The sequence below is a fragment of the Shewanella sp. SR43-4 genome, assembly GCF_014163845.1.
GTDB classification, from domain to species: Bacteria; Pseudomonadota; Gammaproteobacteria; order Enterobacterales; family Shewanellaceae; genus Shewanella; species Shewanella vesiculosa.
Map to the genome: position 1 here is coordinate 42,275 of NZ_JACJEB010000002.1, position 23,601 is coordinate 65,875.

Consider the following 23,601-nt stretch of genomic DNA (forward strand, 5'->3'; position numbering starts at 1 on the left):
TTTGGCAGCATTGTCGATTATAGCTCAATCGTTTTGATTGTGACTCGCCTACTTATTCGGAATTCTTTATGCATTACCATATCCATGCGATCGATCCAAAAGCACACTTATTTGAAGTCACGTTAACTGTCTCTGAAGCATCTCCATCACAAGTTTTTTGTTTACCCGCTTGGCTACCCGGTAGCTACATGATCCGCGATTTTGCTAAAAACATAATTGAAATTGATGCTAAAGAAAATCAACAACCGCTATCCGTTACTCAAATAGACAAACAAACCTGGCAGTTAAATAATCAGGGTAGCCATATTACCTTATGCTACCAAATTTATGCTTGGGACTTGTCTGTCCGCACTGCACATTTGGACACTAATCATGGCTTCTTCAATGGCAGTAGTGTGTTTTTAGCCGCTAAAGGGCTGGAATCTCAATCACATAGAGTCACAATTGCAACACCAGCACTAGCTGAATTATCCCATTGGATCTTGGCCACCAGCATGACTCGAACCACTGGCGAGCAATTCGGCTTTGGTGATTTTAGTGCGGAAAACTATGACGACTTAATCGATCATCCGGTTGAAATGGGCGAGCTAACCATAGAGACATTTTATGCAGCCGGCGTGCCTCACGATATCGTATTAAGTGGTAAGCATAGAGCCAACATGGCTCGCTTAGCCAAAGATCTTAAAGCCATATGCGAATACCAAATCAATTTATTTGGCACTCCAGCTCCTTTTGAACGCTATGTATTTATGACCACAGTGTTAGACAATGGTTTTGGTGGCTTAGAGCATAAAACCTCAACTGCACTAATGTGTTCACGTAATGATTTACCTCAGTCGTTAGAAGCACCAGTCGATAAAGGTTACCGCACTTATTTGTCACTGTGCAGCCATGAATACTTTCACTCATGGAATGTGAAACGAATTAAACCGGCTGAATTTAGCCCATTTGATTTATCGCAAGAGTCTTACACAGAGCAACTATGGGCATATGAGGGGATTACTTCGTACTATGATGATTTAATTACCTTTAAATCTCAATGTATTGATCAAGTCGCTTACCTTACCTTGCTTAGCCAAATTATGACCCGAGTATATAGAGGTCAAGGTCGTTTTAAGCAAACCCTAAAACAGTCAAGTTTTAATGCTTGGACCAAGTTTTATAAGCAAGATGAAAATGCCGCTAATGCCATTGTCAGCTATTACACCAAAGGGGCACTGTTTGGGTTATTTTTAGATTTAACCCTTCGCATTGAAACCCAGGGGCAAAAAAGTTTAGACGATGTTATGCGTCAGCTTTGGCAACAATACGGCTTAACCGGTGTCGGTACCGATCCGCTTAGCCATCAACGGATTGTTGAAACCATCCTAAAACGTCCATGTGATGATGTATTTGCTTACCTCAATAGCTGTGATGATATACCGCTTGAAGCCTTACTGGCTCAGGTAGGGGTGTCTATGACGCTTCGAGCAAGCGAAGGTAACACAGATTTAGGTGGCGGTGATGCTAAAGGCTTTAACATTGGCTTTGGTGCTAGAACAAAAGCGGAATCGTTGGGCTTAAAAGTGTTGAGCGTCATCCAACACAGTCCGGCCCATCAAGCGGGTCTTAGTGCGGGTGATTTATTAATTGCAGCAGATAATTTACAAGTTACAGCACAATTTGAACAGCAATTGCAAAGCTTGACGGTTGGTGAGCAAATCAGCCTACACTGGTTTAGACGTGATGAACTGATGCAAGGAACCTTGCCAATTAGTGAAGCCGCTTTAGATACTATTTCCCTTAGCATCAAAGATGCATCTAAAACATCATTGTGGCTTGGTTAATCACTCAAAAATAAAAAGAGGTATCTTTGTATACCTCTTTTTATCTTGTGTTTTTTCGCCATATGATTAACCGACAAGCAAGTGCTTATAACCTTACTTCATGCATGTGAGTTTGCGCCCAAGCAATTGCTTGGCCACGACTAGACACACCGATTTTTCTAAAGGCGCGATATAAATGCGTTTTGATGGTTGATTCACTTACAAATAATTGGTTAGCTATGTCTAAATTGGTACTGCCAGTTAGCAAGGTTTGTAGCACTTCACGTTCGCGGATTGTTAACTGCTCATTATCATCATGATTATCATCGTCCACCATTGAACGTAATAAATCCTGCGGTATGACTCTTCGACCTTTCATTATGTCATTTAAACCAATGCTAATTTCTGCAAGGCTGCTATCAGTATAAAACACTCCTATCGTTAAAGGATGAATAAGAAATCGGGTATCAAGCTGCTTAGGGAAATTGATAAACACAGTATGAATAGAGCAATATTCACGTTCAATCAGGCGTTGTAATTGATAGGCTTGTTGTAAATCTATGGTTGATAGGTCAAAAAAAACTATCACAATCGGTTCAACTGCTAACATTTTAGCCATATTGCTAGGCTGGGTTTTAGTTAATTTAACCAAAAACTCTTGTGGCCATCGGCAATCGAGCAAATCGACTAATAACTCAGACCTCGATACTATCATCCAATTTACGACTTTAAACATTTGATACACTCCATGTGATTAAATCAACAGCCTTCAATGCTAAACCTATATTCAAACAAGGTAATACTAACAACCATGGCCTCGTCTGCATATCAGTCAAAAGAATAATCAAAACAATCAAAAATAGACCTTAATACTAGTGATCAGTACTGATTGGCAATTGATTATTGACGTTATCTCATTCTAGTTAACTTGATTGAAGAATGCCTAACTTTAAGCTAATAAAATAAAAATGACGTGACGCTTTTGAGCCATTATCTCCACTAGCCCAGTCAAATTGACACGGCTAAGTCATATAAAAACGTTATTGAGATTACTTACCTAGATGGTTAATGAGCAGAAAAGGTCTATGCCAGGACCACTTTTGATAAGCGTAATTTGATTGGATACTCTTTATTCAGCGACAAGAAGATATTTCTAGCAACAATAACACGGTAACATTCGTCTAATAGAAACAAAAATACCGACAAAATGTCGGTATTTTTTGCCATCAAAGATAGCTTATTTTGCTGTACGACCATCATCATGGCATGTATCACATGTTGGTTTATCACCTACTTTGGCTTCATGTGGTGCATGACAATCTGCGCACATTAAGACACCATCATGTGGCTTATGATTTTCGTCCATTTCGGCTAGTGTGCCATGACAACTTTGACATTGTTCAAATTCATAAGCACCATCAGCAGACGGTTCTTCATTAGCATGACAGTTTTCACAACCACCCATCTCAACGTGAAACTCTGCGAGCGTCTGATCAGCAGCAAATGATGCAGAAGACATCATCATTACCGCAAAACCAGCCGCAAACAATGCGCTTAGTAGTTTATTGTTCACTATTCATTCCTCCAATTTAGCGTATGCCCACATTCTTTTTATCTGACGCGGGTCATCACACTGCAGCACAACACTTTACTTATGGCTTACTCAACAACCTAGTTTATAAATGATTTACCAACGATTTATTAAACAACTTATAAAGTAGTCTAAAATTGATGGGCAATATAAACTTAGTTAATCAATCCACTTTAAGCAAAATTAATTTAGATGGAATGATAATAGCAGCGTTAATACTTTGAATATGTGCGCTACATCATGTAACTCGATGGTTTTTATTCAATAAATTTACTAGCATTAAAAAGACGGACGCAGATAAATGACGATTTACTTATTTATCGTCAATAAAAAAGCCCCGATAAAAATCGGAGCTTTTTACTGTAATAGCACTTTATTACAACAAATTATGAATACTAATCACGCGATTTTTCTAGACGAGCAAGTAAACTAGAGGTATCCCAGCGGTTACCTTTCATGGCCTGAACCTCTGAGTAAAACTGATCAACTAACGCTGCTACGGGTAAATGGCTGCCATTGCGACGAGCTTCATCGAGGGCAATGCCTAAATCTTTACGCATCCAATCAATAGCAAAACCAAAATCGTATTTACCTTGCCACATGGTTTGATAGCGGTTTTCCATCTGCCAACTTTGCGCTGCACCTTTGCTGATGACCTCAATCACTTTCAAGCCATCTAAACCGGCACTTTTAGCAAAATGAAGTCCTTCCGCTAAACCTTGCACCACACCAGCAATACAGATTTGGTTAACCATTTTGGTTAATTGTCCCGCACCGACAGGCCCCAATAGCTCAGCGCAACGACTATACGCTTCAATAACAGGCTTAACTGTATCAAAATGCGCTTGCTCGCCACCCATCATTACCGTTAATACACCATTCTCGGCACCCGCTTGGCCACCAGAAACAGGCGCATCTAAAAAAGCGATACTTAGCGGCTCAATATGTGCAGCAATTTCACGGGCAACATCGGCAGAAGCCGTAGTATGGTCAACTAAAATGGCCCCCGCATGCATGCCATGAACGACACCATGTTCACCTAAGACGACCTGGCGTAAGTCATCATCATTACCCACACAGGTAAAAACAACATCTTGACCTTTAGCTGCATCTTTTGGCGTATCTGCAGCCTTACCACCATGCTGTTCAACCCATTGTTGAGCTTTACTGGCAGTGCGGTTGTACACAGTAACATCATGCCCTTGCTTAACTAAATGTCCCGCCATAGGGTATCCCATAACGCCTAAACCAATAAATGCTACTTTGGCCATATCATCCTCTTTATTTAAACAACTGAAGGTTTAACGTGGGCTTCCATTTCAGCCCCGATACGTTTACGCATATCCATTAATCGCATAGCACTATCACGCAAACGAATATCATCAGCGGTAGTGGGGATCCATTCTGGAACTGAGATAGGATTACCGTCATCATCTACAGCAACCATAATGACAATACAATGGGTGGTTAAATGACGTTCTGACTCTTTAGGGTCACCGGCTTTAACGTCAATAGCAATATGCATCGATGTAGTACCGGTATAAATCACTTTACCAGTCACTTCAACAATATTACCTACGTGAATAGGTTTAACAAAGCGAATACCACCAGCGTAAACCGTAATACAGTATTTACCACTCCATCCTGCGGCAGCGGCATAAGCGGCTAAATCGATCCATTTCATAACCGCACCGCCGTGCACCTTTCCACCAAAATTGACATCTGCAGGCTCAGCCAAAAAACGTAGTGTAAGTTGTCTATCTTTACCGGCCATAAAACCTCCTGATGATCGCAAGATGTACCTATAAATAACGATACACTTTGTGTTATTACAAAAAAAGCGCCAGAGGCGCTTTTTTTAGCTTAACGAAACTAATCGATTTTTTTGAATAATAAAGAACCATTGGTGCCGCCGAAACCAAATGAGTTACATAAAGCATAATCAAATTGATGGCGACGAGATGTATGGGCAACAAAATCTAAGTCGCAACCTTCATCTGGATTGTCTAAATTAATCGTTGGTGGAACATGTTGATCGCGCAGCGCAAGCAAAGTAAAAATGGCCTCTACCGCCCCCGCGGCACCTAATAAATGTCCGGTCATTGATTTAGTCGAACTCACCAGCACCTCATAAGCATAAGGGCCAAATACCGACTTTACAGCTGCAGCTTCAGCTTTATCACCCGCATTGGTAGATGTGCCATGGGCATTAATATAGCCCACTTGCTCTTTTTTAATTTGCGCATCATTAATGGCATTAACCATTGCCGCCGCCGCACCCGCACCATCACTAGGTGGCGATGTCATGTGGAATGCATCACCACTCATACCAAAACCAACTAACTCGCCGTAAATTTTAGCTCCGCGGGCTTTAGCTCGTTCATATTCTTCCATCACAATGACACCGGCACCATCACCAATAACAAAGCCGTCACGGTCTTTGTCCCAAGGACGACTGGCTGCTTTGGGATCGTCATTACGAGTAGATAATGCTTTAGCTGCACTAAAACCTGCAACACCTAATGGACTAGTCACATCTTCAGCGCCACCGGCAACCATTACATCGGCATCACCATAAGCAATAGTACGTGCGGCAAAACCGATATTGTGTACACCCGTAGTACAGGCTGTTGTCACTGCAAAGTTAGGACCTGTCATGCCATACATAATCGACAAATGACCCGCTATCATGTTGATAATGGTACTAGGGACAAAAAATGGTGACACTTTGCGCGGGCCACCATTGAGCAAAGCTGAATGACCTTGTTCAATTAACCACATGCCGCCCATACCAGCACCAATCGCGGTACCGATTCGAGCGGGATTCTCTTGGCTCATATCGAGGCCAGAATCTTGCACCGCTTGAATACCCGCAGCCATACCGTACTGGATAAATAAGTCCATTTTACGGGCATCTTTTTTGGTTAAGTATTTTTCGATATCAAAATCTTTGACTGAGCCGCTAAAGCGAGTGCTATATTCACTCGCATCAAACTTAGTAATGGGAGCAATACCACTGTGACCAGCCAATAAGGCATTCCAAGAAGATTCGACATCATTACCCACAGGAGTCACAAGACCAAGACCTGTGATGACGACACGACGTTTAGACATGATATTCACCTTTAAATAAAATCTGCCACGATGCCATTATTGCGATAAAGCTAAAGAGATATAAGGAAGGGTGTTCTAGTGCAATTAAATGGAACGAGCGTTTACAAATGCTTTAAACAAAAACAGGCGGCATAAATGCCGCCTGTTTTTGTGAATTCTTGATTACTGATTCTTAGAAACGTAATCGATCGCTGCTTGAACAGTAGTGATCTTTTCAGCTTCTTCGTCAGGGATCTCGGTATCAAACTCTTCTTCTAGAGCCATAACCAATTCAACAGTGTCTAGAGAATCAGCGCCTAAATCGTCTACAAAAGAAGCAGCTGATTTAACGTCTTCTTCTTTAACGCCAAGTTGCTCGATGATGATTTTCTTTACACGTTCTTCGATGTTGCTCATTAGTTTTCTTTCCTATTCAAATTACGCACTTGCGTAAGATTGCGAGTAGTTTATTCGAATTAGATAACAATGCAAGCTTAGATTTTGTGGTCTAACCACAAAAAATGACATTGAATTATCACTAACACTGACTCAAATGAAGGTAGTTACCTACCTATCGCTCTTAAACCATGTACATGCCGCCATTCACATGCAATGTTTCGCCTGTGATGTAAGCGGCTGAATCCGAGGCCAAAAACAATACTGCATTGGCAATTTCTTGTGCTTGCCCTAATCGTTCCATCGGAACTTGCGACATGATAGCTTGTTGCTGCTCTACTGTCAGCTCATCTGTCATATCTGTCTGAATAAATCCAGGTGCAATAGCATTCACTGTTATTTGACGAGATGCAACCTCTCTTGCAAGAGATTTTGTAAATCCAATCAAACCCGCTTTAGCCGCCGAGTAATTAACTTGGCCAGCATTACCCATTGTACCCACAACTGATCCAATGCTGATTATACGTCCGAAACGTTTTTTCATCATAGATCGCATTACTGGTTTAGACAATTTAAATAATGATGTCAAATTGGTGTCAATGATATCTTGCCACTCATCATCTTTCATTCGCATCAGTAAATTATCACGAGTAATGCCTGCGTTGTTAATAAGAATATCAACTTCACCGGCTTTTTCTTTGATCTGGCTATATAAATCAGCCACTGACTGGCTATCAGTGACATTTAACACCATCCCGAAGCCTTTGTCACCTAGGTAAGCTTGAATCGCCGCTGCACCTTTTTCACTGGTTGCTGTGCCAATAACCATGGCACCCGCTTGTACTAACGACTCTGCAATTGCGCGGCCAATACCACGGCTAGCACCTGTGACTAATGCAACCTTACCGTCTAAATTAATGCTAAAGCTCATATCAACTCCTTTATTCGACTAATGCTGCGAATGAAGCAACATCATTAACCGCTTGAGCGGATATCGATTTATTAATTCTTTTTGTTAAACCGGTTAATACTTTACCAGGTCCACACTCTACTAATTTTGTAACACCTTGTGTCGCCATACACTCAACAGTTTCGCTCCACCGTACCGGGCAATACAATTGGCGCACTAACGCATCTTTAATTGCTTGAGCGTCGGTTGGCATTGCCACATCAACGTTATTGATTACCTTGATGCTAGGCTCAGAAAACCTCATCTCAATTAAGGCTTTAGCTAATTCATCGGCTGCAGGCTTCATTAATGCACAATGGGACGGAACGCTAACAGGTAGCGCGACTGCCATTTTAGCACCTGCAGCTTTACACGCAGCGGCTGCGCGCTCTACAGCGGCTTTTTCACCCGCTATAACAACTTGCCCTGGACTATTGTAATTCACAGGACTCACTACATCACCTTGCGCAGATTCCGCACATGCAGTGGCAATAGCCTCATCAGCAAGTCCAATAATGGCAAACATAGCTCCAGAACCCGCAGGTACAGCTTGTTGCATTAATTTCCCGCGTAGCTCAACCAATTTAACAGCATCGGTAAATTCAATCACCCCGGCACATACTAAAGCAGAATATTCTCCAAGACTATGGCCTGCAAGTATGGAAGGCATAGGCTTGTTAGACGCTAGATATGCCCGCCAAATAGCCACACTTGCTGTGAGTAATGCAGGCTGAGTTTTATCGGTTTCATTTAAGGTTTCAGCTGGGCCATTGGCAACAAGATCCCATAAATCATAACCTAAAGCATCACTCGCCTCGGCAAAGGTTTGGCCAATAATGGCATGAGTTTGAGCTAATTCAGCTAACATCCCTACGGCCTGAGAACCTTGACCAGGGAATACAAAAGCAACATTTTCCATAAACGGTTACCTGTAAAAAATAATTTAAAAATTAAAAACGAATTAATGCACTGCCCCAAGCGAAACCGCCACCGAAGGCTTCCAGCAATAGTAATTGACCACGCTGAATTCGGCCGTCACGAACGGCTTCATCTAATGCAATTGGTACGGAAGCGGCTGAGGTATTACCATGCCTAGCTAAGGTAAGCACCACTTTATCTAAGCTCATGTTCAATTTTTTTGCTGTGGCATTGATAATGCGAAAGTTAGCTTGATGTGGTACTAACCAGTCAATTTCAGATTTATCGACATTATTAAGGCGCAGGGTTTCGGTGACGACATTCGATAACTGTGTCACGGCCACTTTAAAGACATCGTTGCCTTTCATCGTCATAAAACCGACCGCTGTAGAACTTTCATTGGCGCGAGGCGGGAAAGAACATTTTAATAAGTCCCCTTGGCTACCATCTGCATAAATATGGGTTGCAATAATACCTGGAGTATCACTGACACCAATAATCGCAGCGCCAGCGCCATCACCAAACAAAATCACCGTGGAGCGATCAGAAGGATCACACATCCGCGACAATACATCTGAACCAATGACTAATACTTTTTTAGCAGAACCATTTTTAACAAATTGATCTGCAACGGATAAGGCATAAATAAAACCAGAACATGCGGCTGCAATATCAAAGGCAGGAATATTTTTGACGCCTAATAAGGCTTGAATTTCGCATGCAGCTGCAGGAAATGCGTTTGATGCACTTGTGGTTCCGCAAACAATCATATCAAGATCACTGGCTTCTATCCCAGCCATTTCAAGCGCTTTTAATGCCGCTTGATAACCCATTGTTGAAACCGATTCGTCTGTTGCAGCAATACGCCGCTCAGAGATACCGGTTCGATCAACAATCCATTGGTCACTGGTTTCAACCATTTTTTCAAGATCTTGATTGCTACGAACTTGCACAGGTAGATAGCTACCTGTTCCGAGAATTTTTGTGTGCATATATGAGATCAGCTATTGATGTCTAAAAGAATCGACTCCAAACGATCTTTAATCATTTCAGGAAGACGACGTTTTGCTTCTGTTGCTGCTAAATTTAATGCTTGTAAAAATGCAGCTTCATCCGCGTTACCATGACTCTTTACTACTATTCCGCGCAATCCTATCAGACTTGCACCGTTATAGTGGTCGGGGTTCATCTTACTGAGTACTGCTTGTATGCGAGGAGCGATGAGTTTGGAGAGTAAACGCACAAAAAAACCATCATTTAAGCCGCGTTTTAATTGATGAACTAATAGCTTGGCAATGCCCTCTGAGGTTTTTAAGGTGATGTTGCCGACAAATCCGTCACAAACGATCACATCAACATTACCGGTATAAATTTCATCGCCTTCTACAAAACCAATATAATTAATTTGGTCCGTATGTTGAAGAATTTGGCCAGCCTGTTGGACTTGGTCATTCCCTTTAATCGCTTCAATACCAACGTTCAATAATGCCACTTTCGGCCGGGACTTTTTATGAACAGCTTCACACAATACCGACCCCATAATAGCAAACTGAAATAAAGTCTCGGAATCGCAAGAAACATTGGCGCCTAAATCCAGCAGATAAACAGGCTTGCCTGTCATAGCTGGTAAACAAGATACCAATGCTGGTCTATCAATGCCTGGTAAGGTTTTTAATAATACCTTAGCCATCGCCATCAACGCCCCCGTGTTACCCGCGCTAACGCAGGCAGCTGCTTTTCCATCGCGCACCAGTTCAATAGCAATTTTCATTGAGCTATTTTTACGTGAACGCAAAGCATGAATGGGCCTATCACACATAGTGACAGCTTCAGTGGTATGAATTATTTCAATGCGGGATAAAGTTGTTGGATCAGCTTGAGGTATATATTTTTCTATTTCGGTTTGATTGCCAACCAAAATAATTTTTAGGGATGTATTAAATTTCAATGCCTGCAAGGCTGCAGGCACTGTCACGTGGGGGCCGTGATCGCCCCCCATCGCATCTAACGCAAGCGTCAGATTTGTCATTCAATTAGCAACAAATTACTTGTTGATAACCTTTTTACCGCGGTAAAAACCATCAGCAGTCACGTTGTGACGTAGATGTAATTCACCACTAGTTGCGTCTACTGACAATTGAGCAGTGCTCAATGAATCATGTGAACGACGCATTCCGCGCTTTGAACGTGATTTTTTATTCTGTTGTACAGCCATTGGACCTGTCTCCTACGATTACTTGCTCTTCAGTTTTTCTAACACTGCAAACGGATTTGGACGCTCCTCATGAGCGGGTTCGATCTCGCCTACAACTATATCTTTCGACCCAGACTTACAATTATTATCATCGTGCATCGGGATGATAGGCATAGCGACTATCAATTCATCTTCAATCAATTGATGCAGACGTACTTCACCAATCTCATTACACTCAATTGGGTCATACGCATCCGGGAGCTCATCGATTTCTGCCTCAGTCTTACAAGGACTAAAACAAAAGTCGACCGTAACCTCAGTAGTAAATTGTGTCATGCAACGTTGACATAGCAGAGTGAGCTCCGTCACAGCCTTCCCGCGAAGGTAGACTATCCCCTGTAAATCGACGCCACATTCCAACGACACAACTACGTCGGAACAGTCGCCGGCACATAACTCGCTTAATCGCTTTAGTTGCTTGCCTAAAATGATACCTTCATAACGAAGGCCGCTAGAGGCAGCGCGTATAGGATCAATTGAAACCGGTATCTTTACTGTTTGCATAAGGCGCGCATATTATAGTTTGAAAACGCTGGAGTCAAAGAAAATTTCCGTAAAAATACGGTAACCTTACCTAATAACGAACTTTAGGTACTCTTTAAATCCGGCATTGAATTTGAAAGTTGGCAAATTTTACCGAACCCAACCCAATCACACAAGCATTACTCGATAAAAATGCTCCATTTGCATAGATGAATACAGTAAACTGACTAATATTCTGTTATTAGCCAACAAATACTGAAACAAAGCCAATGGAATTCAATCTTGTACTTGCATCAACCTCACCTTTTCGTCAGCAATTATTAGCTAAATTAATGCTGCCGTTTAACTGTGTTAACCCTAATATTGATGAATCCCCAGCAAAAGATGAAACTGCATTATCTTTAGTCAAACGCTTAGCCGAACAAAAAGCATTCGCAGGCGCCCAACTAATAGAGAACAAATCAGTGCCGCAATTAATTATTGGTTCGGATCAAGTTGCACTGATTAACGGTCAAATTATTGGTAAGCCTCACACAGTAGACAATGCGATAGCGCAATTAAGCGCGGCATCAGGTCAAGCTATTACTTTTTATACCGGCCTTGCAGTATTCAATAGTGCCAATCAACAAATGTTATCTTGTGTTGAACCGTTCACGGTTCATTTTAAACATTTATCAGTGGAGCAAATTCGCTACTACATCAATACAGAACAACCATTATATTGTGCCGGAAGTTTCAAATGTGAAGGGTTAGGTATAGCTCTGTTTGAGCGTTTAGAAGGTGATGACCCTAACACCCTAATCGGTCTACCATTAATTAAACTGATAGATTTACTCGCTCAGCACGGTGTAGATGTGCTCAGTCAAGCACCAGAATGCTCAACCAACAAATACTGATATCGAATTTAATAAGGGGAGATGGGGATAGATAATGCTGTTTGTACTTGATGTGGTCATAACAAGAGACATAACACAGAAGTAAGCTGAGTATCACACAGAAGCGAATACGATACAGCGTCGGACACACTTATCTTCAATGCTGTAATGCGACTATCATCATAACATCGTCCATAAAAATTAAAGATAGTCACGAATCGCACAAGGCTGATCAACAATAGCACGCGGGTTTAATAGATTGAGTCTTGATTCATTATGGGCACCATAACTCACACCTATACTTGCCATGCCAGCATTATTGGCCATGGCTAAGTCGTGAATTGAATCGCCAATCATAATGGCTCTGTCTGCGGTAACATCAAAATGAGCCAATAACGAATACAACATCTCAGGATGCGGCTTACTTTGTGCGTCATCGGCGCAACGGGTCGCATGAAAATAATCGCCTAACCCTGTGAGAGCTAATACATTATCAAGACCTTGTCGACCTTTCCCTGTAGCAATAGCTAAATGATAACCCGCATCAAATAGATTACGGATCAGTAATTCGACGCCATCGAATAAAGGCGTGAGTAGCACACTCGCAACATGGTGACGTCGATAACAATCAATAATTTGTTGATGGTTTTGATGATCAGCAAATAAAATCGGCATAATTTGGGGTAAAGATAAACCAATGACATCTCTCACTTCCTGCTCGGATGGAATGGGTAACATTAATTCTTGAGCGACATTTTGCATACAAGACACGATTTTACCCACAGTGTCCATTAGCGTGCCATCCCAATCAAAAATAACCAGGTCAAAAGCTTTCTCTTTACTGTTCAATATAATGCCCTACTCTATTTGCTGTGTGCCTTTATACTCTTTTCAACTTCTCAAGTGTGCTCAGTAGCACTGGGTCTAAAGGCGCTTTAACCTGCATAACTTGATCATTTTCAGGATGAGTAAATTTAAGTTCTGCGGCATGCAAAAACAAACGGTCTAAACCTAAGGCCCGCATACTGTCATCAAATTGCTGCTCACTGTATTTATCATCACAAGCAATAGCATGACCAGCATACTGACAATGCACTCGTATCTGATGGGTTCGTCCTGTAACAGGACTTGCCTTAACTAAAGTACAACCTTGGTAACGCTGCATAATCTTATAGCGGGTTTCAGACTCTTTACCCTCTTTATTGACTCGCACAATGCGTTCGCCCGACTTTAAAGTGATTTTTAACAGTGGTGCTTTAACCACTTTATCACTTGCCTGCCATTCGCCACGCACCAAGGCTAAATAATCTTTTTGCATGGTTTTACTGCGTAATTGTTCATGCAGATGCTTCAAGGCACTGCGTTTTTTAGCCACAAGCAACACACCAGACGTATCTTTATCTAAACGATGTACTAACTCTAAAAATTTTTGCTGTGGACGCAATGAGCGTAAGCCTTCAATCACACCATAATCCACACCACTTCCGCCATGTACTGCAATACCGGCAGGCTTGTTTAACACAATTAAATGATTGTCTTCATGGATGATACGTTCTTCAAGCTGAGACACTCTTGATAAATTAGGCGATGGCGCCTTGCGATTGTCTTTTTCGGCAACACGAACAGGCGGAACCCTAACGATGTCTCCGATTTGTAATTTATATTCCGGCTTGATGCGTTTTTTATTTACCCGCACTTCGCCTTTACGCACAATCCGATAGATCATGCTTTTCGGTACGCCTTTTAATTTAGTCAGCAAAAAATTATCGATGCGTTGTTCAAAATGATCTTCGTCGATAGTCACGTATTCAACTTGGGGGGTGGTTTCAGTATTCATGATGCGCCATATAGTAGTAACCGTAATAGTGTACCTTATCTGGTAAATGCTTGGCTATTGCCGCATTGGACTTCAAATAAATACGCGAAAGAATATGGGCTTTTGATTGCTGAAAATAGCGATTGTTGCTATATTTGCCCACAGGTTGAGAGTAAACAGTGGATAAAGTGTTCACAACTTTCACCAAATGCGAAAAACTAGCAGTTATAAAAATGAACCTAACCGGTAGCAAATCATTGATTTGCAAATTGTATTTATTAAAAAACGATAAGAAACCGTTTGTACAATTAAACCGTAAGTATTCAATAAAGATTTTAATTTAACTGTGGTAAATCGCCCCAAATTCGAACAACATTTTAGCTTGTTATCAAACAAACCGATTCGACTTGGGCATTAACGGATTAAAATACCATAATTTATGGGGTTGGTTGTAAGTCAACGAATTCCTTGTTTTTGTAAACACTAGAAAATAAGCCATAAATAGGATGCGACACGCAGTGACTGCGTTTTACAGTAATGAGCACCTAATTGCCTGGATCTAGCCGTGAGGTTATACCGATTAATTCAGGCCCGTAATGCAGAAAGATCGTGTTGTTTGATGACCTCATTTAGAAGAATCACGTCATCATGAAACGTATGTTAATTAATGCAACTCAATCAGAAGAGTTGCGCGTAGCCCTAGTTGATGGGCAAGAGCTGTATGATCTAGACATCGAAAGTCCTGGTCATGAACAGAAAAAATCAAATATCTATAAAGGTAAAATCACTCGCGTAGAGCCGTCACTTGAAGCCGCATTTGTTGACTACGGTGCAGATCGTCACGGTTTTTTACCTCTAAAAGAAATTGGTCGTGAATATTTCCCTAAAGGATATTCCTTCCAAGGCCGTCCAAACATCAAAGAAGTCCTGCAAGAAGGCCAAGAAGTCATTGTTCAAATCGATAAAGAAGAACGTGGCAACAAGGGCGCTGCATTAACTACCTTTATTAGTCTTGCTGGTTCTTACCTAGTCTTAATGCCAAATAACCCTCGTGCTGGCGGTATTTCTCGTCGTATCGAAGGTGATGAGCGCACCGAACTTAAAGAAGCGATGTCTGAGCTAGAAGTACCTAATGGTATGGGCTTAATCGTGCGTACGGCTGGTGTAGGCAAAGAGTCAACAGAACTAAAGTGGGACTTGAAAGTACTACAACATCATTGGGATGCGATTCAAGAAGCCGCTCAAAGCAAGGCTGCCCCCTTCTTAATTCATCAAGAAAGCAACGTCATTGTTCGTGCTATTCGTGACTATTTACGTCGTGATGTGGGTGAAATCCTTATCGATCATCCACGAATTTTTGAAGAAGCTAAACTGCACATTGGTTTAGTTCGTCCTGATTTTGTCGAACGCGTCAAACTATATGACTCTGAAGTGCCTCTATTTACTCACTTCCAGATCGAGTCTCAAATCGAGTCGGCATTCCAACGTGAAGTGCGTTTACCATCAGGCGGATCAATTGTTATTGACCCCACAGAAGCATTAACGTCTATTGATATCAACTCTGCCCGTGCCACTAAAGGCGGTGATATTGAAGAAACTGCACTGAACACAAACCTTGAAGCAGCTGATGAAATTGCACGTCAATTACGTCTTCGCGATTTAGGTGGTTTAGTGGTTATCGACTTTATCGATATGACCCCTGTTCGCCATCAACGTGAAGTTGAAAACCGTTTGCGTGATGCCGTACACCATGACCGTGCACGTGTTCAATTGGGCCGTATTTCTCGTTTCGGTTTAATGGAAATGTCGCGTCAACGCCTACGTCCATCACTAGAAGAGTCTGCAGCACATTTATGCCCTCGTTGTCATGGCCAAGGTACTATTCGCAGTACTGAATCATTAGCACTATCAATTTTACGTTTAATGGAAGAAGAAGCCATTAAAGAAAACACCACACAAATCGAAGCGATTGTGCCAGTTGATGTGGCGGCTTTCTTATTAAACGAAAAGCGTAAAGCGATCCGTATTACTGAAGAGCGTCATCAAGTTGAAGTGTACATCATTCCAGATGCACACATGCAAACCCCAGATTACCGTGTGGTACGTCGTAAGAGTGACGATGAAGTCAGTGAATCAAGCTATAAGCGCGTAGAACAGCCAGCAGCAAAACTGTATGAGCCTCGTAAACTAGAGCGCGCGGCATCACCAGAGCCAGCATTAAAAGGCTTTGCAGCCCCACAAAAAGCTGCAGAAGATCTCGTCAAAACTGCACCTGTAAATGTTGCCCCTGCGACAGCATCTACTCAGCCAGGATTGTTTTCACGAGTCATCTCAGCAATCAGCGCCCTATTCTCTGCTAATGAAACTGAGGTTAAAGATACCAAAGCGACAGCGCAGACTAAAGACAGCACTCAGACTAACCCACGTCGTAACACTCGTCGTAATGAGACACGTAACGATAGTGGTAACCGCAATGACAAGCGCAATGATAGCCGTCGTCAACGCAATGACAGTGACAAATCGAAAGACACCACTGAAGGTCGTCCTCAGAACAAGCGTAATGAGCGAAACAGTCGAAATACTGCTCAAGATGACAACGCTAAAAATAAACCAAGAGCTGACAAAGTTGACAAAGCATTACCCGTTAGCGAAACCAAAGTAGCTGACGCTAAAGTGGCAGAACCTAAGGCCACTGTAGAGAAATCACCAAAGCAAGAAGCCGCTAGAGAGCGTCGCCAACGTCGTAACATGCGTCGTAAAGTGCGTATTGAAAGTGAACAGAATGAAGCATTATCAACAACCGAGGTTATTGATAGTAAATCAACTGAATCATCAGTAGAACTGATCGCATCTGAAGCCAACAATGTTGAGCCGAAAGCATCTGATGATAAAAAATCAGAGACTAGAGCACCACGTAGCCGACGTCAGCCTCGTAAAGAGAAAACAGAGCAAACGACCGAAGTAGCAGAAGGCGCGGCGGTTGAAGCAGCTGATGTAGCAACAGAAATCACCAAGGTTACCTCTACTGCCCAAGTTGAAACAGACACTCCAGCTGTTGAAGTGAAAGCTGACGTTGAAGTGAAAACAGAAGCGGCTCCAGCTGAAGACAACACTGTTAATGAAACGGTTGCGACCCACTCTGATGTTGCAAAAGAAACTGATGAGCAAAGCGCGAATACCGATGACACGGCATCAGAAAGTGAAGCTGAAGGTCGTGAAGGTCAACGTCGTAGTCGTCGTAGCCCTCGCCACCTTCGTGCTGCTGGTCAACGCCGTCGTCGTGATGATGAAACTGGGTCGACACAACAAGCCGTTTTCACACCTAATGATGAGCTAGAGAAGCAGTTAGACGCTGAACAAGCTAAAACCAAAACTCAGGTTAAAACGCCTGTGACTGCCACTGATGCAGCAACAGTTACTCCAGCGGCAGAAGTCGTCAAGGCTGATGTTAAAAAGACTGAAGTGACTAATACTGAAGAGACTAAGGTTGATGTTGAGCCAGCTAACGTTGTCGCAGTCACTCCTGCAGCAAAAGAGCAAGCAGCTGAAAAACCTCCGGTAGTCAACACAGCTGACGTAATCGAAACTGCAGCGACAGTTGAAACTGCAGTAGTTGAAATCGCTAAAACCCCTATTGATGCTCCAGCTAAACAAGCGTTAGTCGCTGAGGCAGCATCGTTAGAGGCGATAGAAACAACCGCAGAAAGCAAGCAGGATAAAGCCGTTACATCTAATGCATCGGCACCAATGGCCAAACCTGCGGCAATCGTTCGTCAAGCTAAACCTGCTGCTAAAGACGTTGCGCCTGCAGTAGAGACTGTTGTTTCTACTGACACTACTACAGCAGCAAAAGCACCTGTAAAAGCAAGTCGCTTCGGTTCTATGGTGTCATCTGACATGACTAAACCTACAGTGGATGTTCGTGAACAGAAAGCGGTGCCTCAAGGACGTACTTATGAAGCCCAAGCAACTGAAACTAGTGCGCCAAAAGTCGCAATAAATAACAGTGCATCAGCTGATATGGCTCGCCCGGCAAAGTAGCATTAATTAGGGGTTCACTAGCCCCATCATTTATTAAGCCATGCTAAGCATGGCTTTTTTATTGAAAAGATTAATAAAAAATACCTCAGCGAATTAAAACATCACATTAGGGATGTCACAGTTCAGCCAACGAGTATTTTTTGTTAATATACTGATCACTTTTTATTAACTTACCAATGAAAACAGAGGTTAAATGTTCGATCTTATTCGCCATAAAACAAGCAGTAGCAAAGCCGATATTTTATCAGGATTAACTGTTGCGCTGGCCCTAATACCTGAAGCCGTTGCTTTTGCATTTGTCGCTCATGTTGAACCTATGGTCGGGCTTTATGCCGCCTTTATTATGGGACTAATCACCGCATTAATTGGTGGTCGGCCTGGCATGATTTCTGGTGCCACGGGTGCTATGGCTGTGGTCATGGTATCGCTGGTAATTGCACATGGAGTGCAATACTTATTTGCCGCAGTGGTGTTAGCAGGACTGATTCAAATTTTAGCGGGCGTATTCAAACTCGGGAAATTTATCCGTATCGTACCTTACCCAGTGATGATTGGTTTTGTAAACGGGTTAGCGATTGTAATTTTCTTAGCCCAGCTCGGTCAATTTAAAGTCAAAGACGCCGCGGGCAACATGATTTGGATGGCACAAGAACCCTTAATGATCATGCTAGCTTTAGTGGTTTTAACCATGGCTATTATCCATTTCTTACCCAAGTTAACCACAGCAGTGCCTTCATCCTTAGTGGCTATTTTAACGGTAACGGCGATTACTGTAGGTTTCAATTTAGAAACCAGTAATGTATTGGATTTTCTAAAAACAATGAGTGGCAATGACGCTGCAACTATTGCAGGTAACTTGCCTTCATTTGCCATCCCTAGCGTGCCATTTAGCTTTGACACTTTTTACATCATATTACCTTATGCCTGTATTTTAGCCGCGGTAGGATTAATTGAGTCATTATTAACGCTAACAGTGATTGACGAAATGACCAATACTCGTGGCCAAAGTAACAAAGAATGTGTCGGCCAAGGTGTGGGCAACATTACTAGTGGTTTCTTTGGTGCTATGGGTGGTTGCGCGATGATCGGCCAGTCAATGATTAACATTAACTCTGGCGGTAGAGGTCGTTTATCTGGCATCACGGCAGCATTAGCATTACTGGCATTTATTCTGTTTGGTTCGGCGTTTATCGAAATTATTCCACTGGCAGCATTAGTTGGTGTGATGTTTATTGTGGTCATAGGCACTTTTGAATGGGCCAGCTTCAAATTCATGAACAAAGTACCTAAGCATGATGCATTTGTGATTATATTAGTCACCACTGTCACTGTTTTTACCGATCTGGCCTTTGCAGTGTTTGTCGGTGTAATTGTATCTGCCTTAGTATTTGCATGGGAACACGCAAAGCACATTAATGTTGACATAACTGAAGATGATAACGGCTGGAAAATATATCGCTTAAATGGCCCCTTGTTCTTTGGTTCAGTGGCAAACTTTCTTGAACTGTTTGATGCTGAAAATGATAACCAAGATGTGATTATTGATTTTAAAAATTCACGAGTGGCAGATCATTCAGCATTAGAAGCGATTGATACCTTAGCTGAACGTTATGTTACGGCAGGAAAGCGGTTGCACTTACGTCACTTAAGCCAAGATTGTAAAGCACTACTGCATAAAGCACGCGATTTAGTTGAAGTTAACCTTATTGAAGATCCGCACTATAAAGTAGCCGATGATAAATTGGATTAAACGATTAATACGCTAATCAATAAAAAGGGACTGAATATTCAGTCCCTTTTTCTATCTGCAAAAATATTGATTTAACGTTTACGTTTATCAGCAAACTTACTCATCACTTTATCAAATTTTGGCTTAACCACTAGCTGACAATAAGGTTGTTGCCCGTGTTTAGCGAAATATTCATCATGATAACTTTCAGCCGGGTAGAATGTATCAAATGCACTTATTTCAGTGACTATCGGTCTAGACCACACTTGTTGTTCAGTTAAGGCGTTAATAAATCGGTTAGCGGTATCAATTTGATCACTGTTATGCGCAAAAATAGCTGAACGATACTGTGGCCCTTTATCATTTCCCTGCTGATTAAGTGTGGTCGGATCGTGGCTTTCAAATAATACACTAAGGAGTGTGTCATATTGAATAACCGTGGGATCAAATTCAATATGAACGACTTCTGCATGGCCTGTTTTACCGGAACATACCGCATCATAATTGGCATCTTTAGCATCACCGCCACAATAACCAGACTTAACACTTTGCACGCCATTTAGCTGAGCAAAAATAGCTTCAACACACCAAAAACAGCCAGCACCAAAAGTCGCTTTTTCGAAAGAAGGCGTAGCTAAATTTGATACTGGAAGCTCATCAATACCTTTAAAAATCATTGATACCGAATTGACACAATGACGGATATTGTTATCGGTTAAATGTTCTCCTTCAAACACATGGCCTAGATGACCACCGCATTGTGCGCAGGTAATTTCGGTTCTGTGACCATCAGCATCGAGTGTATGCTTTACTGCTCCCTTAATTTCATCATCAAATGCTGGCCAGCCACAATGAGCATTAAATTTATACTCACTTTTATAAAGTGGTGCATGGCATTTTTTACATAAATACACACCCTGTGCATCATGATCAACAAATTCGCCACTAAAAGGACGCTCGGTGCCTTTTTGCTCGATCACATACTGTTCAAATTCAGTTAAATTATTCATGGTCAGATCTCGTTGAGTTTGTTTGCCACAGTCTAGTAATAATGAATACGTGTCATCAATCATTTCAGCTCAAATGAAAATGGAGTGATATCACGCAAATAATTGCGGCAGAGTGTGACTAAGGTTACCATTACGGTGGGTCAACACACTAATAAGAAATACATAATGAAACTAAATACAATTGATTACCAAGCACCTAATAGTGCCCAACATTTTGTTGAATCACTGCGTGAAACCGGCTTTGGTGTACTTACTAACCACCCAATTCAAAAGCAGCTTGTTGAAGATATATATAATGAGTGGTATAGCTTCTTTCAGTCAGAACAAAAAAATGATTTTTTGTTTAAAGCTGAAACACATGATGGCTTCTTTCCCGCATCAATTTCTGAAACGGCCAAAGGCAATAACGTAAAAGATATCAAAGAATATTATCACGTATACCCTTGGGGACGCATTCCAGAGTCGTTAAAGGCGAATATCCTTGCTTACTACGAACACGCTAATGCGCTAGCGTCTGAATTACTGAGCTGGATTGAACAGTACACACCTGCAGACGTCGCGGCTAAATATAGTATTCCGTTACCCGACATGATTGCGCAAAGCCAAAAAACCTTGTTACGCATTCTTCATTATCCTCCAATGAAAGGAGATGAGGAAATGGGTGCAATCCGTGCTGCTGCGCATGAAGACATTAACTTAATTACCTTGTTACCAGCAGCGAATGAGCCTGGCTTACAAGTGCTGACTAAAGAAGGTGAATGGATTGATGTGCCAAGTGATTTTGGTAGCATTATTATTAATATCGGCGACATGTTACAAGAGGCCTCAGGCGGCTATTTTCCTTCAACATCTCACAGAGTCATCAATCCTCAAGGCACAGACAAAACCAAGTCTCGTATCTCGTTACCGCTGTTTTTACACCCAAATCCACAAGTGGTGTTATCTGAGCGTTATACGGCTGATAGCTATTTGATGGAAAGATTACGCGAATTAGGCGTAATTTAAGCACCCATAGTGTATTTAACAACGATACTAAGCGCCTTAAGGCGCTTTTTTTATGCATTTAATCCACTTACGAGGTAGAATATCACTTTTGTATTTATTGTTATTTACTCTCCGATTTATAAGGCAACATCATGGCAATTCAGTGGTATCCAGGACACATGCACAAAGCACGTAAAGAGATCGAGGAGGCGATGCCTCAAGTGGATCTCGTTATTGAAGTGCTCGATGCACGTATTCCATACAGCAGTGAAAACCCTATGGTGTCACAACTTCGCGGTGATAAACCTTGTATTAAACTGCTCAATAAATCTGATTTAGCGGATCCAGAAATTACGGCTCAGTGGATTGAATACCTAGAGCGTGAGCAAGGTGTACAGGCATCGGCAATCACCACCCTACAACCGGGAATGGTAAGAAGTATTCCTGATCTTTGTCGCAAACTAGTGCCGCACCGTGACACCATGGAAAAAGATATTCGTACCATGATAATGGGCATTCCTAACGTCGGTAAATCAACAATTATTAACACCCTAGCGGGCCGCACTATTGCTAAAACAGGTAATGAACCCGCGGTAACTAAAAATCAGCAACGGATCAACTTACGTAACGGTATCGTTTTGTCAGACACGCCAGGGATTTTATGGCCTAAAGTCGATAACGAAGCCAGCAGTTATCGCCTAGCGGTCACTGGTGCAATTAAAGACACAGCAATGGAATACGAAGATGTGGCCATGTTTGCTGCAGCTTATTTTCTTAAAGCCTACCCCGACGAAATTTGCGAGCGTTATAAGCTTAAATCGCTGCCTGACAGTGATATTGAATTACTCGAAGCCATTAGCCGTTCTCGCGGAGCACTCCGTCCTGGTGGGCGTGTTGATTACCATAAGGTCTCTGAACTATTACTGCATGAGTACCGCTCAGGTAAAATTGGCTTATTAAGCCTTGAAACACCGGCAATGGCTGAAGTCGAAAAAGTTGAAGTCGCGCGTAAGCTGGCTGAAAAAGAACTGATCAAACAACAAAAGATAGAACAAGAGAAACTAAAACGATCTGGCAAACGTTATAACGATTAAGCCCGATCCACGACTAGGTTGTTAATACATATACGGCCTAGTCATTCAAAAACTTATTGTCATAGTGATACATTTCAATGTGAAGCTAGTGATACTGCTAATGCCGTTAAACTAGCCTCAAGCAAGTCAATAACCCTCTCAAACCCTTTTTCCCCACCATAATATGGATCAGGCACTTCTTTAACCGCAGAGTCTCCAAAGCTTAACATCAAATGTAACTTATACCGTAAATGCACAGGACATCGCTCAGTTAACTCAGCTAAATTAGAAACATCTGCCGCTAAAATTAAATCAAAGTGCTCAAAATCAGCATCAATGACCTGTCGAGCCTTCATATCGGTAAAATCAAGTCCACGCTTATGGCCTGCAATCATGCTGCGACGATCAGGAGAATGACCTTGGTGATAGGCGATGGTGCCGGCAGAATCGATTTCAAGCTGAAGTGAATGCTGCTTAGCTAGTTGCCTAAAGATAGCCTCTGCTGTTGGCGAACGGCAAATGTTGCCCATACAGACGAATAGCACAGAGTGAACGTTCAAAAGATATTTATCATCCATCATTTA

Annotated in this window: 23 protein-coding genes; 6 read left to right on the forward strand and 17 right to left on the reverse strand. The window is 42.0% G+C overall.

Annotation, left to right across the window (positions count from 1 at the left end):
* Window positions 1-68: 68 nt before the first annotated feature.
* Complete coding sequence (locus H5123_RS02490) at window positions 69-1,826, forward strand: M61 family metallopeptidase (RefSeq protein WP_182696934.1); 1,758 nt, start codon at window positions 69-71, stop codon at window positions 1,824-1,826.
* Between the two features lie 85 nt (window positions 1,827-1,911).
* Here the strand turns inward: H5123_RS02490 and H5123_RS02495 are convergent, their stop codons facing one another.
* From H5123_RS02495 to yceD, 12 genes are all read right to left on the reverse strand, one after another.
* Complete coding sequence (locus H5123_RS02495; RefSeq protein WP_124015741.1) at window positions 1,912-2,541, reverse strand: LuxR C-terminal-related transcriptional regulator; 630 nt, start codon at window positions 2,539-2,541, stop codon at window positions 1,912-1,914.
* Window positions 2,542-3,042: 501 nt separating this feature from the next.
* Window positions 3,043-3,378, reverse strand: a complete 336-nt coding sequence (locus tag H5123_RS02500) for a tetraheme c-type cytochrome CctA (RefSeq protein ID WP_124015740.1) — start codon at window positions 3,376-3,378, stop codon at window positions 3,043-3,045.
* A gap of 413 nt (window positions 3,379-3,791) precedes the next feature.
* On the reverse strand, window positions 3,792-4,667 hold the full coding sequence (locus H5123_RS02505) for an NAD(P)-dependent oxidoreductase (RefSeq protein WP_182696935.1): 876 nt from the start codon (window positions 4,665-4,667) through the stop codon (window positions 3,792-3,794).
* A 14-nt stretch (window positions 4,668-4,681) separates the two neighbouring features.
* Complete coding sequence (locus H5123_RS02510; RefSeq protein ID WP_124015738.1) at window positions 4,682-5,170, reverse strand: acyl-CoA thioesterase; 489 nt, start codon at window positions 5,168-5,170, stop codon at window positions 4,682-4,684.
* Window positions 5,171-5,268: 98 nt separating this feature from the next.
* A complete protein-coding gene (fabF, locus tag H5123_RS02515) occupies window positions 5,269-6,510 on the reverse strand; it encodes a beta-ketoacyl-ACP synthase II (RefSeq protein ID WP_182696936.1) in 1,242 nt (413 codons plus the stop codon).
* Between the two features lie 162 nt (window positions 6,511-6,672).
* Window positions 6,673-6,906 carry an acyl carrier protein gene (acpP, locus tag H5123_RS02520; RefSeq protein ID WP_011496723.1) on the reverse strand — a complete coding sequence of 78 codons (234 nt, stop codon included), beginning with the start codon at window positions 6,904-6,906 and terminating at the stop codon, window positions 6,673-6,675.
* A gap of 163 nt (window positions 6,907-7,069) precedes the next feature.
* The gene (fabG, locus tag H5123_RS02525) at window positions 7,070-7,816 is read right to left on the reverse strand and encodes a 3-oxoacyl-ACP reductase FabG (RefSeq protein WP_011636971.1); all 747 of its coding nucleotides are present in this window, start codon (window positions 7,814-7,816) and stop codon (window positions 7,070-7,072) included.
* Window positions 7,817-7,826: 10 nt separating this feature from the next.
* A complete protein-coding gene (gene fabD, locus H5123_RS02530) occupies window positions 7,827-8,753 on the reverse strand; it encodes an ACP S-malonyltransferase (protein ID WP_182696937.1) in 927 nt (308 codons plus the stop codon).
* Between the two features lie 31 nt (window positions 8,754-8,784).
* Window positions 8,785-9,744, reverse strand: a complete 960-nt coding sequence (locus tag H5123_RS02535) for a beta-ketoacyl-ACP synthase III (RefSeq protein WP_124015735.1) — start codon at window positions 9,742-9,744, stop codon at window positions 8,785-8,787.
* Window positions 9,745-9,752: 8 nt separating this feature from the next.
* Window positions 9,753-10,781: a phosphate acyltransferase PlsX gene (plsX, locus tag H5123_RS02540; protein ID WP_182696938.1), complete on the reverse strand. Its 1,029-nt coding sequence runs from the start codon at window positions 10,779-10,781 to the stop codon at window positions 9,753-9,755.
* Between the two features lie 15 nt (window positions 10,782-10,796).
* Window positions 10,797-10,967: a 50S ribosomal protein L32 gene (gene rpmF, locus H5123_RS02545; protein ID WP_011636967.1), complete on the reverse strand. Its 171-nt coding sequence runs from the start codon at window positions 10,965-10,967 to the stop codon at window positions 10,797-10,799.
* 18 nt (window positions 10,968-10,985) lie between these two features.
* Window positions 10,986-11,510 (reverse strand): 23S rRNA accumulation protein YceD, encoded by a 525-nt coding sequence (gene yceD / locus H5123_RS02550; protein ID WP_124015733.1) that lies wholly within the window; start codon window positions 11,508-11,510, stop codon window positions 10,986-10,988.
* 248 nt (window positions 11,511-11,758) lie between these two features.
* Between yceD and H5123_RS02555 the strand changes: the two genes are divergently transcribed.
* Window positions 11,759-12,385, forward strand: a complete 627-nt coding sequence (locus tag H5123_RS02555; RefSeq protein WP_182696939.1) for a nucleoside triphosphate pyrophosphatase — start codon at window positions 11,759-11,761, stop codon at window positions 12,383-12,385.
* A gap of 180 nt (window positions 12,386-12,565) precedes the next feature.
* Here the strand turns inward: H5123_RS02555 and H5123_RS02560 are convergent, their stop codons facing one another.
* The 3 genes from H5123_RS02560 to H5123_RS02570 are packed head-to-tail and all read right to left on the reverse strand — an operon-like array spanning window position 12,566 to window position 14,376.
* The gene (locus H5123_RS02560; protein WP_220487530.1) at window positions 12,566-13,213 is read right to left on the reverse strand and encodes an HAD-IA family hydrolase; all 648 of its coding nucleotides are present in this window, start codon (window positions 13,211-13,213) and stop codon (window positions 12,566-12,568) included.
* 31 nt (window positions 13,214-13,244) lie between these two features.
* Window positions 13,245-14,201 (reverse strand): 23S rRNA pseudouridine(955/2504/2580) synthase RluC, encoded by a 957-nt coding sequence (gene rluC, locus H5123_RS02565; protein ID WP_124015730.1) that lies wholly within the window; start codon window positions 14,199-14,201, stop codon window positions 13,245-13,247.
* A complete protein-coding gene (locus H5123_RS02570) occupies window positions 14,191-14,376 on the reverse strand; it encodes a hypothetical protein (protein WP_182696940.1) in 186 nt (61 codons plus the stop codon). Before H5123_RS02570 ends, rluC begins: the two co-directional genes overlap by 11 nt.
* 452 nt (window positions 14,377-14,828) lie before the next feature.
* On the opposite strand from H5123_RS02570, the gene rne reads away from it, so the two are divergent.
* Both rne and H5123_RS02580 read left to right on the forward strand, forming a co-directional pair.
* A complete protein-coding gene (gene rne, locus H5123_RS02575) occupies window positions 14,829-18,221 on the forward strand; it encodes a ribonuclease E (RefSeq protein WP_182696941.1) in 3,393 nt (1,130 codons plus the stop codon).
* A gap of 193 nt (window positions 18,222-18,414) precedes the next feature.
* Window positions 18,415-19,971: a SulP family inorganic anion transporter gene (locus H5123_RS02580; protein ID WP_182696942.1), complete on the forward strand. Its 1,557-nt coding sequence runs from the start codon at window positions 18,415-18,417 to the stop codon at window positions 19,969-19,971.
* Window positions 19,972-20,042: 71 nt separating this feature from the next.
* Here H5123_RS02580 and H5123_RS02585 read toward each other — a convergent pair whose 3' ends face one another.
* Entirely contained in the window at window positions 20,043-20,960 is a 918-nt protein-coding gene (locus H5123_RS02585) for a bifunctional methionine sulfoxide reductase B/A protein (RefSeq protein WP_182697077.1), read from the reverse strand.
* 165 nt (window positions 20,961-21,125) lie between these two features.
* On the opposite strand from H5123_RS02585, the gene H5123_RS02590 reads away from it, so the two are divergent.
* Window positions 21,126-21,965 carry an isopenicillin N synthase family oxygenase gene (locus H5123_RS02590; RefSeq protein WP_124015727.1) on the forward strand — a complete coding sequence of 280 codons (840 nt, stop codon included), beginning with the start codon at window positions 21,126-21,128 and terminating at the stop codon, window positions 21,963-21,965.
* A 131-nt stretch (window positions 21,966-22,096) separates the two neighbouring features.
* Window positions 22,097-23,038, forward strand: a complete 942-nt coding sequence (ylqF, locus tag H5123_RS02595) for a ribosome biogenesis GTPase YlqF (protein ID WP_124015726.1) — start codon at window positions 22,097-22,099, stop codon at window positions 23,036-23,038.
* Between the two features lie 74 nt (window positions 23,039-23,112).
* Here the strand turns inward: ylqF and H5123_RS02600 are convergent, their stop codons facing one another.
* Window positions 23,113-23,598, reverse strand: coding sequence for a low molecular weight protein-tyrosine-phosphatase (locus H5123_RS02600; protein WP_182696943.1), 486 nt, complete (start codon window positions 23,596-23,598; stop codon window positions 23,113-23,115).
* Window positions 23,599-23,601 lie beyond the last annotated feature (3 nt).

Excerpts from the sequence above, each read along its gene's own strand:
- rne (WP_182696941.1), top strand. The coding sequence starts at position 14,829 with ATGAAACGTATGTTAATTAATGCAACTCAATCAGAAGAGTTGCGCGTA.
- H5123_RS02505 (WP_182696935.1), bottom strand. The coding sequence starts at position 4,667 with ATGGCCAAAGTAGCATTTATTGGTTTAGGCGTTATGGGATACCCTATG.
- rpmF (WP_011636967.1), bottom strand. The coding sequence starts at position 10,967 with ATGGCTGTACAACAGAATAAAAAATCACGTTCAAAGCGCGGAATGCGT.
- H5123_RS02590 (WP_124015727.1), top strand. The coding sequence starts at position 21,126 with ATGAAACTAAATACAATTGATTACCAAGCACCTAATAGTGCCCAACAT.
- acpP (WP_011496723.1), bottom strand. The coding sequence starts at position 6,906 with ATGAGCAACATCGAAGAACGTGTAAAGAAAATCATCATCGAGCAACTT.
- plsX (WP_182696938.1), bottom strand. The coding sequence starts at position 10,781 with ATGACAAATCTGACGCTTGCGTTAGATGCGATGGGGGGCGATCACGGC.
- H5123_RS02495 (WP_124015741.1), bottom strand. The coding sequence starts at position 2,541 with ATGTTTAAAGTCGTAAATTGGATGATAGTATCGAGGTCTGAGTTATTA.
- rluC (WP_124015730.1), bottom strand. The coding sequence starts at position 14,201 with ATGAATACTGAAACCACCCCCCAAGTTGAATACGTGACTATCGACGAA.
- H5123_RS02535 (WP_124015735.1), bottom strand. The coding sequence starts at position 9,744 with ATGCACACAAAAATTCTCGGAACAGGTAGCTATCTACCTGTGCAAGTT.
- fabG (WP_011636971.1), bottom strand. The coding sequence starts at position 7,816 with ATGAGCTTTAGCATTAATTTAGACGGTAAGGTTGCATTAGTCACAGGT.
- H5123_RS02555 (WP_182696939.1), top strand. The coding sequence starts at position 11,759 with ATGGAATTCAATCTTGTACTTGCATCAACCTCACCTTTTCGTCAGCAA.
- H5123_RS02510 (WP_124015738.1), bottom strand. The coding sequence starts at position 5,170 with ATGGCCGGTAAAGATAGACAACTTACACTACGTTTTTTGGCTGAGCCT.
- fabF (WP_182696936.1), bottom strand. The coding sequence starts at position 6,510 with ATGTCTAAACGTCGTGTCGTCATCACAGGTCTTGGTCTTGTGACTCCT.
- H5123_RS02585 (WP_182697077.1), bottom strand. The coding sequence starts at position 20,960 with ATGAATAATTTAACTGAATTTGAACAGTATGTGATCGAGCAAAAAGGC.
- ylqF (WP_124015726.1), top strand. The coding sequence starts at position 22,097 with ATGGCAATTCAGTGGTATCCAGGACACATGCACAAAGCACGTAAAGAG.
- H5123_RS02580 (WP_182696942.1), top strand. The coding sequence starts at position 18,415 with ATGTTCGATCTTATTCGCCATAAAACAAGCAGTAGCAAAGCCGATATT.
- fabD (WP_182696937.1), bottom strand. The coding sequence starts at position 8,753 with ATGGAAAATGTTGCTTTTGTATTCCCTGGTCAAGGTTCTCAGGCCGTA.
- H5123_RS02600 (WP_182696943.1), bottom strand. The coding sequence starts at position 23,598 with ATGATGGATGATAAATATCTTTTGAACGTTCACTCTGTGCTATTCGTC.
- H5123_RS02490 (WP_182696934.1), top strand. The coding sequence starts at position 69 with ATGCATTACCATATCCATGCGATCGATCCAAAAGCACACTTATTTGAA.
- yceD (WP_124015733.1), bottom strand. The coding sequence starts at position 11,510 with ATGCAAACAGTAAAGATACCGGTTTCAATTGATCCTATACGCGCTGCC.